At 69.8% G+C, this 20,721-nt stretch carries 19 protein-coding genes and 1 tRNA gene; 17 read left to right on the top strand and 3 right to left on the bottom strand.

The window, feature by feature from the left end; translation table 11 throughout:
- Positions 1 to 130 precede the first annotated feature (130 nt).
- A complete protein-coding gene (locus tag AB0P24_RS45815; RefSeq protein ID WP_365805078.1) occupies positions 131 to 871 on the bottom strand; it encodes a GntR family transcriptional regulator in 741 nt (246 codons plus the stop codon).
- A gap of 203 nt (positions 872 to 1,074) precedes the next feature.
- On the opposite strand from AB0P24_RS45815, the gene AB0P24_RS45810 reads away from it, so the two are divergent.
- The 8 genes from AB0P24_RS45810 (at position 1,075) to AB0P24_RS45775 (ending at position 6,596) form a co-directional block, all read left to right on the top strand.
- Complete coding sequence (locus tag AB0P24_RS45810) at positions 1,075 to 1,422, top strand: hypothetical protein (RefSeq protein ID WP_360477317.1); 348 nt, start codon at positions 1,075 to 1,077, stop codon at positions 1,420 to 1,422.
- Positions 1,422 to 2,744: an FtsK/SpoIIIE domain-containing protein gene (locus AB0P24_RS45805; RefSeq protein ID WP_365805076.1), complete on the top strand. Its 1,323-nt coding sequence runs from the start codon at positions 1,422 to 1,424 to the stop codon at positions 2,742 to 2,744. Before AB0P24_RS45810 ends, AB0P24_RS45805 begins: the two co-directional genes overlap by 1 nt.
- 12 nt (positions 2,745 to 2,756) lie before the next feature.
- Entirely contained in the window at positions 2,757 to 2,951 is a 195-nt protein-coding gene (locus AB0P24_RS45800; RefSeq protein WP_108014878.1) for a hypothetical protein, read from the top strand.
- A 32-nt stretch (positions 2,952 to 2,983) separates the two neighbouring features.
- Complete coding sequence (locus tag AB0P24_RS45795) at positions 2,984 to 3,274, top strand: hypothetical protein (protein ID WP_365805074.1); 291 nt, start codon at positions 2,984 to 2,986, stop codon at positions 3,272 to 3,274.
- A 104-nt stretch (positions 3,275 to 3,378) separates the two neighbouring features.
- Positions 3,379 to 3,639 carry a hypothetical protein gene (locus tag AB0P24_RS45790; protein WP_365805072.1) on the top strand — a complete coding sequence of 87 codons (261 nt, stop codon included), beginning with the start codon at positions 3,379 to 3,381 and terminating at the stop codon, positions 3,637 to 3,639.
- Complete coding sequence (locus tag AB0P24_RS45785; protein WP_365805070.1) at positions 3,636 to 5,009, top strand: replication initiator; 1,374 nt, start codon at positions 3,636 to 3,638, stop codon at positions 5,007 to 5,009. Before AB0P24_RS45790 ends, AB0P24_RS45785 begins: the two co-directional genes overlap by 4 nt.
- The gene (locus AB0P24_RS45780; RefSeq protein WP_365805068.1) at positions 4,999 to 5,211 is read left to right on the top strand and encodes a helix-turn-helix domain-containing protein; all 213 of its coding nucleotides are present in this window, start codon (positions 4,999 to 5,001) and stop codon (positions 5,209 to 5,211) included. The genes AB0P24_RS45785 and AB0P24_RS45780 overlap by 11 nt, the downstream gene beginning before the upstream one ends.
- Complete coding sequence (locus AB0P24_RS45775; RefSeq protein WP_365805066.1) at positions 5,208 to 6,596, top strand: tyrosine-type recombinase/integrase; 1,389 nt, start codon at positions 5,208 to 5,210, stop codon at positions 6,594 to 6,596. Before AB0P24_RS45780 ends, AB0P24_RS45775 begins: the two co-directional genes overlap by 4 nt.
- Positions 6,597 to 6,995: 399 nt before the next feature.
- Here AB0P24_RS45775 and AB0P24_RS45770 read toward each other — a convergent pair whose 3' ends face one another.
- On the bottom strand, positions 6,996 to 7,394 hold the full coding sequence (locus AB0P24_RS45770) for a hypothetical protein (RefSeq protein ID WP_365805064.1): 399 nt from the start codon (positions 7,392 to 7,394) through the stop codon (positions 6,996 to 6,998).
- A 411-nt stretch (positions 7,395 to 7,805) separates the two neighbouring features.
- Positions 7,806 to 7,877 (bottom strand) — tRNA-Arg (locus AB0P24_RS45765).
- Between the two features lie 153 nt (positions 7,878 to 8,030).
- On the opposite strand from AB0P24_RS45765, the gene AB0P24_RS45760 reads away from it, so the two are divergent.
- From AB0P24_RS45760 to AB0P24_RS45720, 9 genes are all read left to right on the top strand, one after another.
- Positions 8,031 to 8,468: a response regulator gene (locus AB0P24_RS45760; RefSeq protein WP_365805062.1), complete on the top strand. Its 438-nt coding sequence runs from the start codon at positions 8,031 to 8,033 to the stop codon at positions 8,466 to 8,468.
- 179 nt (positions 8,469 to 8,647) lie between these two features.
- Positions 8,648 to 9,625, top strand: coding sequence for an ArgS-related anticodon-binding protein NrtL (nrtL, locus tag AB0P24_RS45755; protein ID WP_365805060.1), 978 nt, complete (start codon positions 8,648 to 8,650; stop codon positions 9,623 to 9,625).
- Between the two features lie 19 nt (positions 9,626 to 9,644).
- Positions 9,645 to 11,036 (top strand): diaminopimelate decarboxylase, encoded by a 1,392-nt coding sequence (gene lysA, locus AB0P24_RS45750; RefSeq protein WP_365805058.1) that lies wholly within the window; start codon positions 9,645 to 9,647, stop codon positions 11,034 to 11,036.
- Between the two features lie 137 nt (positions 11,037 to 11,173).
- Positions 11,174 to 12,472: a homoserine dehydrogenase gene (locus AB0P24_RS45745; RefSeq protein ID WP_365805080.1), complete on the top strand. Its 1,299-nt coding sequence runs from the start codon at positions 11,174 to 11,176 to the stop codon at positions 12,470 to 12,472.
- Between the two features lie 6 nt (positions 12,473 to 12,478).
- The gene (gene thrC, locus AB0P24_RS45740) at positions 12,479 to 13,537 is read left to right on the top strand and encodes a threonine synthase (protein ID WP_365805056.1); all 1,059 of its coding nucleotides are present in this window, start codon (positions 12,479 to 12,481) and stop codon (positions 13,535 to 13,537) included.
- 299 nt (positions 13,538 to 13,836) lie between these two features.
- A complete protein-coding gene (thrB, locus tag AB0P24_RS45735; RefSeq protein ID WP_365805054.1) occupies positions 13,837 to 14,778 on the top strand; it encodes a homoserine kinase in 942 nt (313 codons plus the stop codon).
- A 407-nt stretch (positions 14,779 to 15,185) separates the two neighbouring features.
- A complete protein-coding gene (gene rho, locus AB0P24_RS45730; protein WP_365805052.1) occupies positions 15,186 to 17,246 on the top strand; it encodes a transcription termination factor Rho in 2,061 nt (686 codons plus the stop codon).
- 248 nt (positions 17,247 to 17,494) lie between these two features.
- Positions 17,495 to 19,273, top strand: a complete 1,779-nt coding sequence (locus AB0P24_RS45725; protein WP_365805050.1) for a trypsin-like serine protease — start codon at positions 17,495 to 17,497, stop codon at positions 19,271 to 19,273.
- A 218-nt stretch (positions 19,274 to 19,491) separates the two neighbouring features.
- On the top strand, positions 19,492 to 20,607 hold the full coding sequence (locus AB0P24_RS45720; protein WP_365805048.1) for an LCP family protein: 1,116 nt from the start codon (positions 19,492 to 19,494) through the stop codon (positions 20,605 to 20,607).
- Positions 20,608 to 20,721 lie beyond the last annotated feature (114 nt).

The following is a 20,721-nucleotide window of genomic DNA, read 5'->3' as shown; positions in this document are numbered from 1 at the left end:
CCATGAGAACCGCCCAGCGTCTTACCGCGCCATTAGGAGCGCAGGCCCGGCCGGGGGCCGGGCCGCGCGCGGGGAGCGGAGCGAGCCGCACTTGATGACGTGAAGAAAGTCTGAGCCAACCGAGGTTGGGCTACAGCCTGAACGACAGCTCCAGCTCGTCGCCGGGTAGGTGGAACTCCTCCAGGGCCAGGGGCTTGTCTGCCGCTGTGAGTGTCACACGCAGGACGTGCAGGAGGGGGACGCCGTCCGTGAGCCGGAGAGCCTGGGCCTGGTCTGGCAGAGGCATGCGGGTGCGGACGTACTCCGTGAAGTGGAGTTCGTGGCCCAGGTCGGCGAGCGCGGCGTAGAGCTCCGGGGCCGGCGGTGGGGCTTCCTCCTCGTACTTGGTGTCGATGAGGACAGAGAACGGCACGTACGTCCGGTGGAGTTGGCGGAGGTGGCCGTTGTCTGCCGTCTGTAGGGCGTCGTACGTGAACATCGGCTCGCCCGGTGGGATGCGGAGTAGGTCCGCCAGGGCCAACGGGGCGTCGGTACGAGTGGCTACCGGCGGTTCTGCGTCGGTCCAGCGGATGCCGTCGGCCTCGATGTAGCGGCCGTCCGAGGCTCGGCGTACGCCGCGCGGGCGGGTGAGGCCGGGGCGGCTGTGGGGGGAGCGGGCGAAGGTGCCGCGGCCCATGATGGCCTCGACGAGACCGGATGCCCGCAGCTCGGCCAGGCCCTGACGGACTGTGGGGCGCGTCACGCCGAACTGTTTCGCCAATGCCTCCTCGGACGGGAGTGGTTGGCCGGCCGGGAAGGTGCCGTCCAGGATGCCATCGCGCAGGTAGTCGGCGATTTGCCGGTACTTCGGCTGCGTGTTCTTCGGCGGCATGCGGGCCCTCCGTGGCCATGGCTTCTGCGGCTGTTCTTCGCTGTGGACGGCTTGCCCACGATCGTGGGCAGTTTCTCGTATCGCTAGGTCGGTTGACAACCCGTACTACGGGTCGGCAATCTGGTCTGCATCACCCGTACTACGGGTGGTCTAGCAGCCCGCAGGATCGGCCTGCGGGTGCCAGAGACGAGGAGAGACGAACAGTGGCAAGCCTTCCGATCGACACCGCGAAGTTCACGGGGATCATCTGCGCCGTGCCCCCGGCTCCGCGGGTCGCCAACCGAGAGACCGGTCAGTTGCGGGTCGACCGCGAGACCGGCAAGACCATGTACCAGGTCGGCCTGTGCCTGATGGCCGGGGCGTCGGCCGACGTCGTGACCGTGAGCGTGGCTGGTGAGCCGGCCGGTGTGCAGCTCGGCATGCCGGTGGCCGTGCGGGACCTGGTCGCCACGCCGTGGGAGAACGAGGGGCGGCACGGGATCGCGTTCCGTGCGGCGGAGATCCGGCCCCTGAGCGCTCCTGCCCCGGCGGGCAAGGGGGCCGGGCAGTGATGAAACTGGCCTCCACCACCACATCGGCCGGTGCGACCGGGCCGAGTTGGGCGCTGTTGGTGGCCGCAGTGCTGGTGTCGGGTCTGCTTCTGGCGGGCCCGGCCCTGCGCCGCCGTCATCCCGTCGCCTGGTGGCTGTTACTCGGCTTTCCAGTTGCCGCGTTCCGGGTCGTGCGGACCTGGCGGCCGCTGATGGCCGGGTGTGGGCTCGCCGTGAGCCGACGGCCGGCGCTTACGGTCGTCTCCGGGCTCGTCGGCAACGGCGCGCCTCCGCCGCAGCCGCGTGTGCCGCACTGCGGTCTCATACGGCCGACTGCCGGTGGCTTCGTGTTGCTGGTCCGGTTGTTACCGGGGCAGGTGCCCGAGGACTTCGTCAAGGCGGCGCCCGCCATGGCGGAGGACTGGCAGGTGCACGCGGTGCGGGTGACCTCATGGAAGCCGGGGGTCGTAAGGGTCGTCGCGTCGGCGTCCGATCCGTTGGCCGCTCCGCGGGTGCCGAAGCAGCGGGGCCCTGGCCATCTGCTCCGGGTGGCCGTGGGCGTGCTGGAGACCGGGGCCTCGTGGGTGGTCGACCTGCGGCGCGTGCCGCACTGGCTGATCGTGGGGGCCACCCGTTCCGGCAAGTCGACACTGATCAACGCGCTCGTGGCGGGTCTCGCCCCGCAGCATGTCGCCTTGGTCGGGATCGACTGCAAGGGCGGCATGGAGCTGTCCCTCTACGAGCCGCGGTTGTCCGCCCTCGCGACCAACCGTGAACAAGCGGTCAGGCTGCTGGCCGCGCTCGTTGATCTGACCCTCGACCGCATGAGCGTGTGCCGGGCGGCACGGGTGCGAAACGTCTGGGGTCTGCCGGACAAGGAACGTCCCGTCCCCGTCGTCGTGATCGTCGACGAGATCGCGGAACTGTTCCTCGTCGCGAGCCGCAGCGAGAAGGACGAAGCGCAGGCGGCCGGTACGGCGCTCATCCGGCTCGCTCAGCTCGGCGCGGCACTGGGGGTGTTCCTCGTCGTCGCCGGCCAACGCGTCGGCTCCGACCTGGGACCGGGGGTCACCGCCCTGCGGGCACAGCTCGGCGGCCGGGTCTGTCACCGCGTGGCCGACCCCGGAACAGCCGAAATGGCGCTTGGCGACCTCAACCCCGATGCGCTGAAGGCGGCGCAGGCCATCACACCGGAACAGGCCGGTACTGCCGTCCTCGCTTCCGGCGACGGCTGGGAACGGGCCCGCTCGCACCTGATCACCGAGGCGGAGGCGGAAGCCGTTGCCGCCGAGTACGCGCACCTGACTCCCGTCCTGTCCGAGTTGCACGTCGAAGCGCCGTGAAAGGGGCCTGCCGTGCTGGTGTCCATGTCCGCCGTTCTCCTGCTGGGCCTGCTGATCTGGTTCCTGCTGCGCATCCGGTACCTGCGGTGGGCCGACGCGCTGCTCTGCGGAGCCTTCGGCTTCCTGCTCTCCAAGACCGTGGCCGCGCCGTTCGCTCAGGCCTTCCTCGACGGCGTGAACGGCTTCCTCGGCCAACTCCGCTTCTGAAAGCACCCGTTGGGAAGAGAAAGGGACTTCCTGTGTCCGAGTACGTCATCCGCTCCGGTGACCGGGCCGCGTTCATCGCCGGCCTTCGGGAGCTGGCGGACTTCCTGACCGCCAACCCCGCTGTCCTCGTCCCGCGCAACGCGTCCTTCGGCGTCTTCGTCGACGCGGCCGACACCGCGGCGCGCAGGGAGGGCGCGGAGCATGTTGCCGCGCTCCTCGGCGTGCCCGTCGAGGACATCGGCGAGGGCTACTACGACGCACGTCGTGACTTCGGCCCGATCGCCTACAGCGTCATTGCGATCCCGCCCAAGGAACGGCAGTGATCGCCCGTACGACGGGCTCCCGACGGGGCGCGAAGTCGCCAAACCCGACCCCGTCAGGAACCCACTCCATCCGCCACGTGAGCAGTGAAAGGAGCACTCACACTTTGTCCACTGCGCATCATCCGCGCAAATCTCCGCTGCCCGACTGCGACCTCAAGGGAGACGATCCCGAGGTCTCGACCTGCGAGGGACCCGAACGTGTCGTCCTCGTCGGGCTCGACGACACCGAGCAGCACCTGTGCCCGGCGCACGCTGCCGCGGTCTGGCTCACGGATCCGACGTTCCGGTTCAGCGCCAAGACTCGGCCGGAGGCAATCTCGGCCGTGATGCGGCACGCGTTCGGTGGGGGCGGTGGTCGACGATGACCACGAACCTCGTACCGGGTGGTGCCGCCGCTCTGGTCGCCAGGGCATCGGAACCCGACTTCGACGCCTGGCGCCGGAACATCGTCCGCCTCGGCGGTTGCACCAACCCGATTCACCTGGTCGGCACGGCGACCGTCTTCGACACGACTACGGGCGCGGCCCTGCTCTCGTATGGCTCGGACGTCTACGGCGGTCGCCTGCTCACTGCATGCGGCAACCGACGGGCGACGGTCTGCCCGGCCTGCTCGGCGCTGTACCGGGCGGACACGTACCAACTGGTGCGGGCCGGACTCGTCGGCGGAAAGAACGTCCCGGAGGCGGTGAGCGGGCACCCGCGCGTGTTCGCCACGCTCACCGCTCCCGGCTTCGGGCCGGTCCACACTCGGCGGGAACACGATGGGCTCGTACGGGCCTGTCGTCCCCGCCGGCCGGGGGAGTGCTGCCCGCACGGGCGGCCAGTCGGATGCCGTGCGCGCCACGCGGCCGACGATCCTCGCCTCGGCGAACCGCTCTGCCCGCGCTGCTACGACTACGCGGGCGCCGTTCTCTGGCACGCCTACGCCGGTCGGCTCTGGCATCGGTTCGGGCTGGAGCTGCGGCGAGAGGTCGCCCGGCGGGCCGGGCTGTCGCGTACGGAGTTCGGGGAGGTCGCCCGACTCTCGTACGCGAAGGTCGCCGAGTATCAGCGGCGGGGCCTGGTCCACTTCCATGGTGTGATCCGCCTCGACGGACCGGACGGCCCCGACTCACCTCCGCCGGGCTGGGCGACTACGGCACTGCTGGCGGAGGCCGTTCCGGTGGTGGCTGGTCGGGTGCGGCTTACGGCCCCGGGTGTGGACGTCGTCGGTCCGCGGGAGCTGCGTTTTGGCGGGCAGGTTGACGTACGGCCCGTCACCTCCTCCCGCCGGGACGTGGGGGAGCGGCCCGCCTCTGCCGGGGCCGTGGCGGGCTACATCGCCAAGTACGCGACGAAGGGGGCGGAAACCGCCGGCGCGGTGGACGGCCGGATCTACGACGCGCGGGACATGGTCATGCTGCCTGTCCGGGCGCACGTGCTGCGGATGATCGGCACGTGTTGGTGGCTGGGTGGCCTGGCGGAGTTCGAGCCGCTCGGGCTTCGTCGCTGGGCGCACATGCTTGGGTACGGCGGCCACTTCTCCAGCAAGTCGCGGCGCTACTCGCCCACGTTGACCGCTCTTCGGCAGGCCCGTGCCGATCATCGTGCGGAGCAGCAACGGGCGTCGCTGGGCCTGGCTGACGTCCCGACCGTCGTGGTTGGGCAGTGGCGTTATGCGGGGCGCGGCTACTCGCCGGCGGGGGAGCTCCTGGCCGCTTCGGTGCGGGAGAGCGGTGGTCGTCGTGGGGCGTGACAGCCGTGCGAAGTCGGCCGAGCTGCTCACCGTTCGGCAGGTGCTCGACGAACTGGGCGGTATCTCCCGGCGCACCTTCTACCGCTGGCGGGAACTGCGCATCGCCCCCGCCTGCATCCGGTTGCCGAACGGGGAGCTCCGGGTTCGGCGGGACGTGCTGAACGACTGGTTGGAGGAGCGGGCGGAGGGGGCGGCGTCGTGAAGTCGTACAAGGTCGTTATCTGGAAGCTCAGCATCAACCGCTCCGCGAAGAAACCGACGTACCTCGTCCGCTGGTCCGTGGACGGCGAGCCCTTTCACGAGTCGCATAAGACCAAGGCGCTCGCCGATCGCTTCCGGGCGAAGCTGCTTCGGGCGGCGGACAAAGGCGAGCCCTTCGACACGGTGACCGGTCTGCCCGACTCCTTGCGCGGGGGTAAGGCTGCTCTGTCCTTGTTGGAGCTGGCGCTGAAGTACCTCGATGCCCGGTGGCCCGAGGCGTCGGCGAAGCAGCGGGACAGTGTGACCGATGCCCTGGCAACGGTCATGCCCGCGCTGGTCAAGTCGGTCCGTGGGCGTCCGGCCCCGGCCGATCTACGGCGGGCACTGCGCTCGTACGTCCTGCCTCCGCCTCGGAGGGAGCGCGAACGGCCCGAGGAGATCGCGGCAGCAGCGAAATGGATCGAGAAGGCGTCGCTGCCGGTGGTCGAGCTCCAGGAGATCACCCGCGTGCACGAACTGATCGATGCGCTCACGCGGAAGCTCGACGGCAAGCCTGCGGCAACGCAGACGTACCGTCGGCGGCGTGCGGTGGTCTACAACCTCCTCGAATACGGGGTTGAACTGGAGGCGTTGCCCTCGAACCCGCTGAGCCGGGTACGGCGTAAGCGCGGGAAGCGAGCGGTGCAGGAGGTTGATCGTCGGGTGGTGGTCAACCCTCGGCAGGCGCGGGAACTGCTGACCGCGCTCACGTACGTCGGCGGCTACGACCGGGCGAGCGGCCGGCGGTTACGGGCGTTCTTCGGCTGCCTGTACTACGCGGCCATGCGCCCCGGTGAGGCGCTCGGTCTGCGACTCTCGGACTGCACGCTGCCGGAGAAGGGCTGGGGTCGGATCGATCTGGCAGAGACCAGGCCCACCGCCGGTAAGGCATGGACCGACTCCGGCGAGGCACATGACCGGCGCGGCCTGAAGCAGCGGGCGGACGGCGAGGTACGCATCGTGCCGATCCCGCCCCCGCTCGTGCGGATGCTTCAGGACCACGTCAAGGAGTTCGGCACGGCGGACGACGGCCGGCTGTTCTCCAGCGAGCGAGGCAACGTCATCGCCGCCTCGTCGTACTCGCGCGCATGGAAGCAAGCCCGTGCCCTTGCGTTTCCACCCGAACAGGTCGCCTCCGTCCTGGCGGCTCGCCCGTACGACCTCCGGCACGCGGGTGTCTCTCAGTGGCTCAACTCGGGCGTTCCCGCCCCGGAGGTGGCGGCTCGTGCCGGCCACTCGGTGGACGTCCTCCTCAAGATCTACGCCAAGTGCATCGACGGCCAAGAGCAGGAGATGAACGACCGGATCTTGAAGGGATTGGGGGAGGAGGCTGATCTAACGGAGTAAGGCCCGGTAGTGCAGCTGATGGCAGAAGCCCCGGAACCTTCCGGGGCTTCTGCCGTTCCTTGACTTGGCGCAGGTGTGGGCGCCGATGTCGTGGGATACGGTCAGCGGATGCCACCAGCCTGGGCGTGATCGACGAGGTTGACCACCTTCGTCAGCCGACTACCCGCCCCACACTCAACTTCTCTGGCTCATGGCCGCCTCGTACCACTCCCAAAAGGCTGTCATGCTGCCGTGAGCCGCTTCCAACCTCGGCACAACCTTCGAATCGTGGCCTTGTAGGAAGCGCCTCCCCGGACTGGCGTTCTCGCCGCAGTTGCATCCGCACGGTTGTGAAGACTGAGTCTTACGGCTGTCGGCCACACCACACCTTCCATGATCGGGAACGAAGACAGCAAGAAGTCACAGCAGCGGTCCCGGAGCGGACAGCGGGATCGGTGTGTACCCGTACCAACCTTGCAGCCGGTCATCTTGGTCGCCGTAGACGACCTTGTTGACCTTCCGGCCCCGGTTGGCTATCACCCGCCAGGCGAGTTTGTCCGCTCCACCGGCCGCTGCTGCGGCTTTCAGGAACGACAGCACCGCAGCGCGCTTGGTGTCCGCATTGAGATGAAAAATCTGTCTGCCCTGGACTTCGATCTTCAGCCAGGGCTTGCCGCCGAACGAACCGACGTCTCCTATGGTCTGGCGTTCCGAGTCACGTACCCACTGGTCCAGCAGGCCTTGAAGTTCCGCGATGCCGGAGACCACCGTCCCGCCCGGGATGTAGCCGTCGTCGTACCCACTGGTGCCAGCAGTCATCAGTGCTTCCCCCCTCAGACACGGGCCTCGCAAGCGTTACAAGGGAGTTCGCACGATACTCGGCATCGCGCATGTGGGAGCCGTGGCCACCGTCAACGTGGAACCCTCACAGCCTTCGCGGTTCGGGGTTCCGATGCTCTGATCCAGTGAGAATCTCACCTCCGTCGTCGGCGTTCTCGTTCCGCGGCCTCCGGGGAGGGCAAAGAGTGATTACGGACCTCGCGTTCAAGCGGTCCGCCGATGCCGAAGAAACCCGCGATGAGCTGCAGTGAAGCGCCTGAAGATCATTACGTCGTCATTACGTGATCACTGGCAAACGGCTGCTTCCTGCGGCATCCGCCTGCACAAACAACAAGACCCCGCACTCAGCAAACACGCTGATCGCGGGGTCTTTAGGCACCTAATCCAAGGTGCCCCCGGCAGGATTCGAACCTGCGCACACGGCTCCGGAGGCCGTTGCTCTATCCCCTGAGCTACGGGGGCGTCTGGCGTTGAGCTGTTGCTCGCGGCGACGGGTAGAACACTACCAGCTCGGGCGGGGTGATCAGGAACAGGTTTCCCGGGGGCGCCTCCCCGTAGGGGGCGGAAGTCGGGAAAACCCGGACGCGGTGGCCGGTCCCGACCTACTCTCGAGTTGTGCCAGGGGCGTCGGGCCGGGTGCTTGTTGTGGACGACAACAAGGTCATCCGGCAGCTGATCAGGGTCAATCTCGAACTGGAGGGTATCGAGGTCGTGACCGCGGCCGACGGTGCCGAGTGTCTGGATGTCGTTCATCGGGTGCGGCCCGATGTGATCACCCTCGATGTGGTGATGCCTCGGCTCGACGGGCTGCGGACGGCCGCCCAGCTGCGTGCCGATCCCCGGACTCGTGATCTGCCGCTGGCCATCGTCAGTGCCTGTACGCAGTACGAGGTCGAGGCCGGTCTCGGCATCGGCGTCGACGCGTTTCTCGCCAAGCCCTTCGAGCCGGCTGAACTCGTGCGGGTGGTGCGCGGGTTGATCGAGCGGCGGCGGGGCTTCGAAGAGGGGGAGCGGGCCGGGGAGCGGGCCGGGGGCAACCCCGCCTACCCGTGAGGTCAAGGTGAGGCCGTGGTCGAGGGTGCGGTCGTGGTCGAGCGTGTGGTCGAGGTCGCGGTCGCGGTGAGGGCGGCGTGGGGCCGTCGGGTGGCGTCGCCGGATCCGTTCGTCCACATCCCGGAACCCCGTCCGAACCGGCTCGCCTACCCACCCCCCTCCTCCCCTACGCTTGTCCCGTGACCCCCGTCGAGCTCTCCCGTACCGTGCTGGGCGCGGTGCGCCGTGCCGTGGACGGGGGGGAGCTGAGCGTGAGCGTGCCGGAGCGCGTCGTGGTGACGCCGCCGGGGCCGGGCGGGTGCGGGGACTACGCCACCAACATCGCGTTGCAGCTCGCCGGCCCCGCCGGGCAGCCGCCGCTCAGGGTCGCCGAGATCCTGCTGGCCCACCTCGCGGACGCGACCGGCGTCGAGGACGTCGTCGTCACCGGGCCCGGGTTCCTCAACATCTCCCTCGCCTCCGGCTCCTCGCCGACCGCGGCCCTGGTCGGGGAGATCCGCCGGCTCGGGGCCGCCTACGGCCACGGCGACGCCCTCGCCGGGCAGGTCGTCGCGCTGCGGGTGCCGTACGACGTCCGGGCCGAGGTCGTCGCCGACGCGGTGGTGCGGATCGTCGCGACCCAGGGTGGGCGCGGTGAGGTCGACCACGGGGAGCCGGTGAGTCTGCGGCCCGTTCCGGCGGCGGAGGACCCGGCGCCGCTCGGGCCCGACGCCGCGCAGTGGGCCCTGCTGCATCCGGCCGCCCATGACCGGCCCCGGATCACTGCCGATCACCTGGTGCAGCGGGAGAGCAATCCGCTGTTCCGGGTGCGGTATGCCCATGCCCGGGCTCGGGCCGTCGGGCGGGGGGCCGGGCGGCTCGGGTTCGGTGCCGTACCCGGGGATGCCCCGGACGCTCCGGCCGGCCTCGTCACCGCCCTCGCCGACTACCCCCGCGTCCTCACCGCCGCGGCCGTCCATCGCGCCCCCGACCGGCTCGCCCGGCACCTCGTCGCCGTCGCCGACGCCGCCCTGCCGTTCCTGCCGACCGTGCTGCCCCGCGGCGAGGAGAAACCCTCGGCCGCCCACCGCTCCCGGCTCGCCCTCGCCGAGGCCGCCGGGACGGTGCTGGCCGGCGGCCTGTCCCTGCTCGGCATCGACGCACCCGATCACCTCTGAAGAGAGCGCCAGAAGAGCAATGAGCCGTTCCGCACACCCCGCCGGGCCCCGGCACGCCGACGTCCTGCCCGAGGGCCACTACGCCGCCCCGCCGACCGACCTCAACGCCCTCGACGCCAAGGTCTGGGCCCAGACCGTCACCCGGGACGCCGACGGGGTCGTCACCGTCGGCGGTGTCGATGTGAAGAACCTCGCCGAGGAGTTCGGCACCCCCGCCTACGTCCTCGACGAGGACGACTTCCGGTCCCGGGCGCGCGCCTGGCGCGCCGCCTTCGGGCCGGACGCCGACGTGTTCTACGCCGGTAAGGCGTTCCTGTCACGGGCCGTCGTGCGCTGGCTGCACGAGGAGGGGCTCAACCTGGACGTGTGCTCCGGCGGGGAGCTGGCCACCGCGCTGTCCGCGGGCATGCCCGCCGACCGGATCGCCTTCCACGGCAACAACAAGTCCGAGGGCGAGATCCGCAGGGCGGTCGAGGCCGGTGTCGGGCGGATGGTGCTCGACTCCTTCCAGGAGATCGTGCGGGTCGCGCACATCGCGCGGGAGCTCGGCCGGCGGCAGCGCGTGCAGATCCGTATCACCGTGGGGGTGGAGGCGCATACGCACGAGTTCATCGCCACCGCCCACGAGGACCAGAAGTTCGGGATTCCGCTGGCCGGCGGGCAGGCCGCGGAGGCCGTGCGGCGGGCGCTGCAGCTCGACGGGCTCGAGGTCATCGGGATCCACTCGCACATCGGGTCGCAGATCTTCGACATGTCGGGGTTCGAGGTCGCCGCGCACCGGGTCGTGGGGCTCCTCAAGGACATCCGGGACGAGCACGGCATCGAGCTGCCCGAGATCGACCTGGGCGGCGGCCTCGGGATCGCGTACACGAGTGACGACGACCCGCGCGAGCCGCACGAGATCGCCAAGGCGCTCACCGAGATCGTGACGAGGGAGTGCGAGGGCGCCAGGCTGCGGACGCCGAGGATCTCCGTCGAGCCGGGGCGGGCCATCGTCGGTCCCACCGCCTTCACCCTCTACGAGGTCGGCACCATCAAGCCCCTCGACGGGCTGCGGACCTACGTGTCGGTCGACGGCGGCATGTCGGACAACATCCGTACCGCGCTGTACGACGCCGAGTACAGCGTCGCCCTGGTCTCGCGGACCAGCGATGCCGAGCCGATGCTCGCCCGCGTCGTCGGCAAGCACTGCGAGAGCGGGGACATCGTGGTGAGGGACGCGTTCCTGCCGGGCGACCTGGCACCCGGTGACCTCATCGCCGTACCGGCCACCGGCGCCTACTGCCGGTCCATGGCGAGCAACTACAACCACGTGCTCCGGCCGCCGGTGGTCGCCGTGCGCGACGGCGCGGCCCGGGTGATCGTCCGGCGGGAGACGGAGGAGGACCTGCTCCGTCTCGACGTCGGGTGACGCGGGAGGAAGATCTCCTGTCTGTGATCGCCACAAAATGAAATAGATGTCTCACGATCCGGACGAAGGGTAGAAACTCCCGTCCGGTGAGTGAGACTGGTCCAACCGTAGACGGTATGAGGAAACGAGGTCGGATGATGCGTACGCGTCCGCTGAAGGTGGCGCTGCTGGGCTGTGGGGTTGTCGGCTCAGAGGTGGCGCGCATCATGACGACGCACGCCGACGACCTCGCGCAGCGGATCGGTGCCCCCGTCGAACTCGCCGGTGTCGCCGTACGACGGCCCTCCAAGGTCCGTGAGGGCATCGACCCGGGCCTGGTCACCACCGATGCCACCGCCCTCGTCAAGCGCGGCGACATCGACGTCGTGGTCGAGGTCATCGGCGGGATCGAGCCCGCCCGCACCCTCATCACCACCGCCTTCGAGCACGGCGCGTCGGTCGTGTCGGCCAACAAGGCCCTCCTCGCCCAGGACGGCGCCGCCCTGCACGCGGTCGCCGAGCAGCACGGCAAGGACCTCTACTACGAGGCCGCCGTCGCCGGCGCCATCCCGCTGATCCGGCCGCTGCGCGAGTCCCTCGCCGGCGACAAGGTCAACCGGGTGCTCGGCATCGTCAACGGGACCACCAACTTCATCCTCGACAAGATGGACTCCACGGGGGCGGGCTACCAGGAGGCCCTCGACGAGGCCACCGCGCTCGGGTACGCGGAAGCCGACCCGACCGCCGACGTCGAGGGCTTCGACGCCGCCGCCAAGGCCGCCATCCTCGCCGGTATCGCCTTCCACTCGCGGGTGCGGCTCGACGACGTCTACCGCGAGGGCATGGCCGAGGTCACCGCCTCCGACTTCGTCTCCGCCAAGAACATGGGCTGCACCATCAAACTGCTCGCCATCTGCGAGCGCGCCGCGGACGGCGGCTCGGTGACGGCCCGCGTGCACCCCGCCATGATTCCGCTGACCCACCCGCTCGCCTCCGTGCGCGGCGCGTACAACGCCGTCTTCGTGGAGTCGGACGCCTCCGGTCAGCTGATGTTCTACGGGCCCGGCGCCGGCGGCGCGCCCACGGCCTCCGCGGTCCTCGGTGACCTGGTCGCCGTCTGCCGCAACCGGCTCAGCGGGGCGACGGGGCCCGGCGAGTCGGCGTACGCCGCCCTGCCCGTGTCCCCGATGGGCGATGTCGTCACGCGCTACCACATCAGCCTTGACGTCGCCGACAAACCGGGTGTTCTCGCCCAGGTCGCCACCGTGTTCGCGGAGCACGGGGTTTCCATCGATACGGTGCGGCAGCAAGGACGGCAGGACGGGGACGGCGAGGCCTCCCTCGTCGTCGTCACCCACCGTGCCTCCGACGCCTCCCTTTCCGGGACCGTCGAGGCACTGCGCAAGCTCGACACCGTGCGGGGTGTCGCCAGCATCATGCGGGTTGAAGGAGAGTAACCAGCAATGACCCACCAGTGGCGCGGAATCATCGAGGAGTACCGGGACCGGCTGCCCGTCTCCGACAGCACGCCGGTCGTGACGCTCCGTGAGGGAGGCACGCCCCTCGTGCCCGCGCAGGTGCTCTCCGAGCGCACGGGCTGCGAGGTCCACCTGAAGGTCGAGGGCGCGAACCCGACCGGGTCCTTCAAGGACCGCGGGATGACCATGGCCATCAGCAAGGCCAAGGAGGCGGGCTCGCAGGCGGTGATCTGCGCCTCCACGGGCAACACCTCCGCGTCCGCCGCGGCGTACGCCGTGCGCGCCGGGATGGTCTCCGCCGTGCTCGTGCCGCGCGGCAAGATCGCGCTCGGCAAGATGGGCCAGGCCCTGGTGCACGGCGCGAAGATCCTCCAGGTCGACGGCAACTTCGACGACTGCCTCACCCTCGCCCGCAAGCTGAGCGAGAACTACCCGGTGGCGCTGGTCAATTCGGTCAACCCGGTGCGTATCGAGGGGCAGAAGACGGCCGCCTTCGAGATCGTGGACATGCTCGGCGACGCCCCCGACATCCACGTCCTGCCGGTCGGCAACGCGGGCAACATCACCGCGTACTGGAAGGGGTACAAGGAGTACGCCGGTGACGGCATCTCCACCCGGACGCCCCGCATGTGGGGTTTCCAGGCCTCCGGCAGCGCCCCGATCGTGCGCGGCGAGATCGTCAAGGACCCCTCGACCATCGCCACCGCCATCCGCATCGGCAACCCCGCCTCCTGGCAGTTCGCGCTCGCGGCCCGGGACGAGTCCGGCGGCCTCATCGACGAGGTGACGGACCGTGAGATCCTGCGCGCCTACCGGCTGTTGGCCGCTCAGGAGGGCGTCTTCGTGGAGCCCGCCTCCGCCGCCTCCGTGGCCGGTCTGCTCAAGGCCGCCGAGCAGGGCAAGGTCGACCCCGGCCAGCGCATCGTCTGCACGGTCACCGGCAACGGTCTGAAGGACCCCGACTGGGCCGTCGCCGGCGCCCCGCAGCCGGTCACCGTGCCGGTCGACGCGGCCGCCGCGGCCGAGCGGCTGGGCCTCGCCTAGAGAACGGCTCAAGGGGTACTCGAGCAGTACTCAAGCCGTACTCGACCCGTACTCGACCCGTGGGGGAGCAAGGGCTCTCCCTACGGAGGGGGCACAGGGGGCTTACGACACGCATCGTGCGCCTCCTGTGCGCCCTATGTCGCCACAGAACCTTCCTTCGATAGGCTGTACCGAACCCGCCCGCTGCATATGCCTCCGCATATGGCGCGGTGCCGCGCCGTCTCCACGGCCCGAGGGTCCCTCACGTACCTATCGAATGTCATTCGACCATCACGCAGCTCAAGGAGAGTCATCGAGCGATGGCCGGTCCAGCGTTCCGCGCCGCCGCCGTCCGGGTGCGCGTCCCCGCCACCAGCGCCAATCTCGGTCCGGGCTTCGACGCCCTGGGCCTCGCGCTGGGGCTCTACGACGACGTCGTCGTCCGGGTGGCCGACTCAGGGCTGCACATCGACATCGCGGGGGAGGGCAGCGAGACGCTGCCGCGTGACGAGAGCCACCTTCTCGTACGTTCCCTGCGCACCGCCTTCGACCTGCTGGGCGGACAGCCGCGCGGCCTGGAGATCGTGTGCGCCAACCGCATTCCGCACGGCCGCGGCCTCGGCTCCTCCTCCGCCGCCATCTGCGCCGGCATCGTCGCCGCGCGCGCCGTGACCATAGGCGGCGAGGCCAGACTCGACGACGCGGCCCTGCTGGAGCTCGCGACCGAGATCGAGGGCCACCCCGACAACGTGGCGGCCTGCCTGCTCGGCGGATTCACCCTCTCCTGGATGGAGTCCGGCGCCGCCCGGGCGATCAGGATGGAGCCCAGCAATTCCATCGTTCCGGTGGTTTTCGTGCCCGGAAAGCCGGTCCTCACCGAGACCGCGCGCGGACTGCTCCCGCGCACCGTGCCGCATGTCGACGCCGCCGCCAACGCGGGCCGTGCCGCCCTGCTCGTCGAGGCCCTCACCCGGCGCCCCGAGCTGCTGCTGCCCGCCACCGAGGACCGTCTGCACCAGGAGTACCGCGCCCCCGCGATGCCGGAGAGCGCCGCTCTGGTGGAGCGGCTGCGCGCCGACGGCGTCCCGGCCGTGATCTCCGGCGCCGGACCCACCGTGATGGCGCTGGCCGACGCCGGCAGCGCCGACAAGGTGCAGGCCCTGGCCGGTGTGGGCTGGGCGGCCAACCGGCTGGACCTCGACCTCCAGGGCGCCAGCGTGCTGCCGCTCGCGCCCGCCCATGACACCTCCAGCGACATGTGACGCGCACGGTTGCCGGATTTGGAGAGGGGGAATGTTTGTTGGATCCGGTAGTGTTAACCTCAAGTCTGCACCCGACCTCACCATGGCGAGGTGCTTCGTGTCCCCGTCCGGGACAGACATTCTTCCGGGAGTCTCCCAAGCCATTCAGCGTTCTGTATGACGTACCTGGGCAGTACGCCGTACCCGGGCACTGAGAGGGCTGCTGGGCACGCTCCGGAACAGGTGCGACCACGCCACGTGACACCGGGTGCCACGGCTCGTCGGAAGCGCCGTCACCAGAAAATTCCTCCGCCGCTTTGGCGGACCACCGCCCCGGCACGGTCCACACAGGCAAGGACCGAAAGCCGGACAGCACAACCGGTCGCCGAGCCAGACAGGCCGACGTCCGCTCCAGGGAAGGACCCTTCGTGAGCGACACCACCGATCTGATGGGCGCACGTGTCGAGGAGACCGCTGCCGCGCCCGCCACGGACGCCTCCGCGCCTGCCTCCGGTGCCGGCTCCCGGCGGCGCCGCGGTACCGGCCTCGAGGGCATGGTGCTGGCCGAGCTTCAGCAGGTCGCATCCGGCCTCGGCATCAGGGGCACCGCGCGCATGCGCAAGAGCCAGCTGATCGAGGTCATCAAGGAGGCCCAGGCCGGCGGGGGTGCCCCTGCCAAGGCCGAGGCGGCCACCGAGACCAAGCCGAAGCGCCGGGCCACCTCCAAGGCCCGCACGGGCGACGCCGCCGCCGAGAAGCAGGCGGAGCAGCCCGCCGAGGCGCCCGCCGAGAAGGCCGTGGCCCAGCAGCAGATCGAGATCCCCGGCCAGCCGGCCGGCGGCACCTCCCGTGAGGCCGAGCGCGGCGCCGACGACGCCCCGGCCGAGCGCCGCCGTCGCCGGGCCACCGCCGAGGCCGGCAGCCCCACCGCCACCGGCGCCGAGACCATCGCCGCCGAGGCGAAGAGCGAGCCGAAGGCCGAGACGCCCGCGCAGCCCCAGCAGCAGGGCGAGGCCAGGGGCGACGCCGGCGACGACGGCCGTGGCCGCCGTGACCGCCGTGACCGCGGCCGGGACCGCGACCGGCGCAACAAGGGCGACGAGCAGCAGGGCGGCGGCCAGGGCGGCCAGGGTGGCCGGCAGGACCGTTCGGACCGGCAGGACCGGCAGGACCGTCAGCAGCAGCAGCCGCAGCAGCAGGGTGGCGGCCGCCAGGACCGTAACGCCGGTCCGCAGGACGACGACGACTTCGAGGGCGGCCGCCGTGGCCGCCGTGGCCGCTACCGGGACCGCCGCGGCCGCCGTGGCCGTGACGAGATCGGCGGCCCCGAGCCGCTGCTTGCCGAGGACGACGTCCTGATCCCCGTCGCGGGCATCCTCGACATCCTCGACAACTACGCGTTCATCCGTACCTCCGGCTACCTGCCCGGCCCGAACGACGTGTACGTCTCCCTCGCCCAGGTCCGCAAGAACGGCCTGCGCAAGGGCGACCACGTCACCGGCGCGGTCCGTCAGCCCAAGGAGGGCGAGCGGCGCGAGAAGTTCAACGCGCTGGTCCGCCTCGACTCCGTCAACGGCATGGCGCCCGAACACGGCCGTGGCCGCCCGGAGTTCAACAAGCTGACCCCGCTCTACCCGCAGGACCGGCTCCGTCTGGAGACCGACCCGGGCGTGCTGACCACCCGCATCATCGACCTCGTGTCGCCGATCGGCAAGGGCCAGCGCGGTCTGATCGTGGCCCCGCCGAAGACCGGCAAGACCATGATCATGCAGGCGGTCGCCAACGCGATCACCCACAACAACCCCGAGTGCCACCTGATGGTCGTCCTCGTCGACGAGCGTCCGGAAGAGGTCACCGACATGCAGCGGTCGGTCAAGGGCGAGGTCATCTCCTCGACCTTCGACCGCCCGGCCGAGGACCACACCACGGTCGCCGAGCTCGCCATCGAGCGCGCCAAGCGTCTGGTGGAGCTGGGCCACGACGTCGTCGTGCTGCTCGACTCGATCACGCGTCTGGGCCGTGCGTACAACCTCGCCGCCCCGGCCTCCGGCCGCATCCTGTCCGGTGGTGTCGACTCGACGGCCCTGTACCCGCCGAAGCGCTTCTTCGGTGCGGCCCGCAACATCGAGGACGGCGGCTCGCTGACCATCCTCGCCACCGCCCTGGTGGACACCGGGTCCCGCATGGACGAGGTGATCTTCGAGGAGTTCAAGGGCACCGGCAACATGGAGCTCAAGCTCGACCGGAAGCTCGCCGACAAGCGCATCTTCCCGGCGGTGGACGTGGACGCGTCCGGTACCCGTAAGGAAGAGATCCTGCTGGGCAACGAGGAGCTCGCCATCGTCTGGAAGCTGCGGCGCGTCCTGCACGCGCTGGACCAGCAGCAGGCGATCGAGCTGCTCCTCGACAAGATGAAGCAGACGAAGTCGAACATCGAGTTCCTGATGCAGATTCAGAAGACGACGCCGACGCCGGGTAACGGCGACTGACGGTCGTCCTTCGGCCGCGGGTGATTCGTGGCCGGTCACGCAGTTCCCCGCGCCCCTTACGGGGCGCTCGAAGGGGCCGCTCCTGCAATGGCAGGGAGTGGCCCCTTTGCGTTTTCCTCCTCGGTGTACGATCGCGACTTCGGTCAATTGATCGAATGTTGAACTCCTTATCCCGAGGGGGGACTTAGGTGGGTACACCCACGTCCGGGAGCGGTCGTCACAGACGCCAGATACGTTTCGCACTGCCCGTGGCCGCGGCCGGAATCGCCGCCGCCGTCACGGCCGCACTGATCTCTACCTCCGCCAGCGCCGCCACTCAGCCGGCGCCGACGGTCAAGCCGGTCGTCAGCACGCCGTCGCAGGCCACGTTGAAGCAGCGCGTCGCCGACGCCGTCGCCGCCGTCAACAGCAAGACCACCACGACGAAGACGTCGAGCAGTGGTTCCGCCGTCTCACCGAAGATCATCGGTGGCGGTACGACCACCATCGCCTCGGCGCCCTGGATGGCCCAGCTCTGGTACGACGACACCAAGGGCACCACCAGCACCAGCGACGACGTCGCCTTCTTCTGCGGCGGCACGGTCGTCTCGCCGACGAAGATCCTCACCGCCGCGCACTGCGTCAAGGGCTTCAAGTGGAGCACCACCAACTCCGTGGTCATCACGGGCACCGCCTCGCTGCCCACCACCAACAGCGACGGCAGTGACAACCTGCACGGCGGCACCGTCTCCGCCGTGCTGCGCCAGTGGAACCACCCGTCGTACAGCGCGTCGACCATCAACAACGACGTGGCCGTGCTGACCTTGGCCGCCCCGGTCAAGGCCACGCCGATCAGGCTGACGACCGACACCGACACGACCTCCTACAAGGCCGACACCAGCGCCAAGGTCTACGGCTGGGGCCGCACCAGCTCCACCACCGACGACATTTCCGAGACGCTGAAGACGGCCACACTGCCGATCCAGTCCGACAGCACCTGCTCGGCGTACTTCGGCAGCCTGTTCATCAAGGGCCACATGGTCTGCGCCGGCAACCCCGCCACCGGCACCGACACCGGCACCACCGCCACCTGCAACGGCGACTCCGGCGGCCCGCTGGTCGTCGGCGGCCGGATCGTCGGCGTGGTCTCCTGGGGTGTCACGGAGAACGGCGTCGACTGCGTCGTGAAGGGCTCCTACAGCGTCTTCACGAAGGTCAGCACCTACGTCGGTGCCGCCTACGCGCAGATCGCCGACTCCAACCTGAGCCTGTTCAACCGGGTTTACGACAACAAGGCCGACCTGTTCGCCCGCAAGTCGTCCACCAAGGTCGGCTACGAGCTGGACTCCAAGGGCACCTCGCTCGCCTCGCGCGTCTCCTGGGGCGACTGGAGTGGCGTCAACGTCATCCTCCAGGCCGACCTGAACCGGGACGGTTTCCAGGACATGGTCTACCGGGTGGCCTCCACCGGTGACGTCTACTGGGATCACGTCGTACTGAACAGCGACCAGACCAGTGCGTCCTGGGCCACGAAGAAGATCTTCACCAACTGGAAGACCCGCAAGGCCGTCATCATCCCCGGTGACCTCACCGGCGACTACCTGCCCGACGTGCTCTCCGAGGACTCCAGCGGCGTGCTGTGGCTGTACCCGGGCAAGGGCGACGGCACCTTCGCGACCCGCGTCCGGATCGGCAGCGGCTGGAGCCAGTACAACCAGCTGCGCGGCGTCGGCGACTTCAACGGCGACGGCAAGGCCGACCTGCTGGCCCGCAAGAGCAGCGGCGGCGACCTGTACCTGTACAAGGGCACCGGGAAGTCCGGCACCGGTCTCTTCTCGGCCCGCGTGAAGGTCCGCTCGGGCTGGACCGGCTACAACACGCTGGTCGCGGTCGGCGACCTGACCGGCGACGGCAAGGCCGACCTGCTCGCGCGCACCACGGGCGGCACGCTGTACCTCTACCCGGGTACCGGCAAGGCGACCAGCGAGATCTTCGGCACACGGAAGTCGCTCGGCACCGGTTTCCAGCAGTACGACATCTTCGGCTGAAATACCTGGTGAGCGCGGTTCGCCCGCACTTGCCCGACAACACGGTGTGCCCATCGCGCTACGCGGTGGGCACACTGCGTCGTGCAACCCTTTCCCGAGTTTCGCCGTCTGACCAGGCGGAGCGACGATGGTCCGGTACACACCGACGATCCTGGTGCGCCGGGCCTGACCCTGAAAGCAGGGGGTAAGCGAGCAGTCGTACGAGAACAGAGGAGCCCATGTCCGCCGAGCGCACGCCCGGTCCGGGTATACCCGGACCCGGTACGAAGGCAGCCAGCAACCGCGGGTCCCGAGGGACGGGCCGCAGGGCGCTCCTCGTCACGGCCTGGGCGGCCGCCGGCGTCCTCGTCCTCGGCGGCACCGGCGTCGGCTACCTGTACTTCAAGCTCAACGGCAACCTCAGGACCGTCGACATCAACCAGGCGCTCGGCAGCCACCGGCCCGCCAAGGTCGACAACGGCTCCGAGAACATCCTGGTCCTCGGCTCGGACACGCGATCCGGTGCCAACAAGGAGCTCGGCGGCGGCGCGGACGACGGCAGTGCCCGCTCCGACACGGCGATGATCATCCACGTGTACAAGGGCCACAAGAAGGCCGCCGTGGTCTCCGTCCCCCGGGACACCCTGGTCGACCGCCCCTCCTGCACCGACGCCCGGGGCACCGCCCACTCCGCGGCGAGCGGCGTGATGTTCAACTCCGCCTACTCCACGGGCGGTGCGGCCTGTGCGGTCAAGACCGTCGAGTCGATCACCGGCATCCGGATGGACCACTACCTGGAGGTCGACTTCTCCGGCTTCCAGAAGCTCATCGACGAGCTCGGCGGGGTCGAGGTCACCACGACGAAGGCGATCGAGGACCGGGAGAGCCACCTCGACCTCAAGGCCGGCACCCACACGCTGAACGGCAAGCAGGCCCTCGGCCTCGTCCGCACCCGGCACGGCGTCGGCGACGGTTCCGACCTGGGCCGCATCCAGCTCCAGCAGGCGTTCGTCAAGGCCCTCGTCAACCAGGTCAAGCAGGTGGGCGTCTTCACCAGCCCGAAGAAGCTGTACGACCTCGCCGACACCGGGACGAGGACGATCACCACCGACTCCGACCTCGGCTCGGTGAACTCCCTGGTCGACTTCGCGGACGGGCTGAAGTCGATCAGCTCCAAGAACATGCGCATGGTCACGATGCCGGTCGAGTACGACCCGTCGAACCCGAACCGGGTGATCGTGGCCGAGGCGAAGGCGAAGCTGGTCTGGACGGCCCTGGAGAACGACCGGCCGATCCCGGCGTCCGCGACGAAGGGGACGGCGACGGGGCAGGCCAAGGGGGTCGTGACGTCGTAGTCCGGGTGCGGGTGGGTGGCACAGCGGCAGGTGGGCCGGCAAAGGGGCCGTGCGCCCTGAACAGCCGCACCATCGCGCCCGGTGACCTGCCGGGCATGGCCGAAACCGCTCGTC

The sequence above is a fragment of the Streptomyces sp. NPDC086519 genome (assembly GCF_040686075.1).
GTDB classification, from domain to species: domain Bacteria; phylum Actinomycetota; class Actinomycetes; order Streptomycetales; family Streptomycetaceae; genus Streptomyces; species Streptomyces shenzhenensis.
The sequence above is the reverse complement of the archived record's forward strand: the minus strand, read 5'-3'. Positions and strand labels throughout refer to the sequence as shown.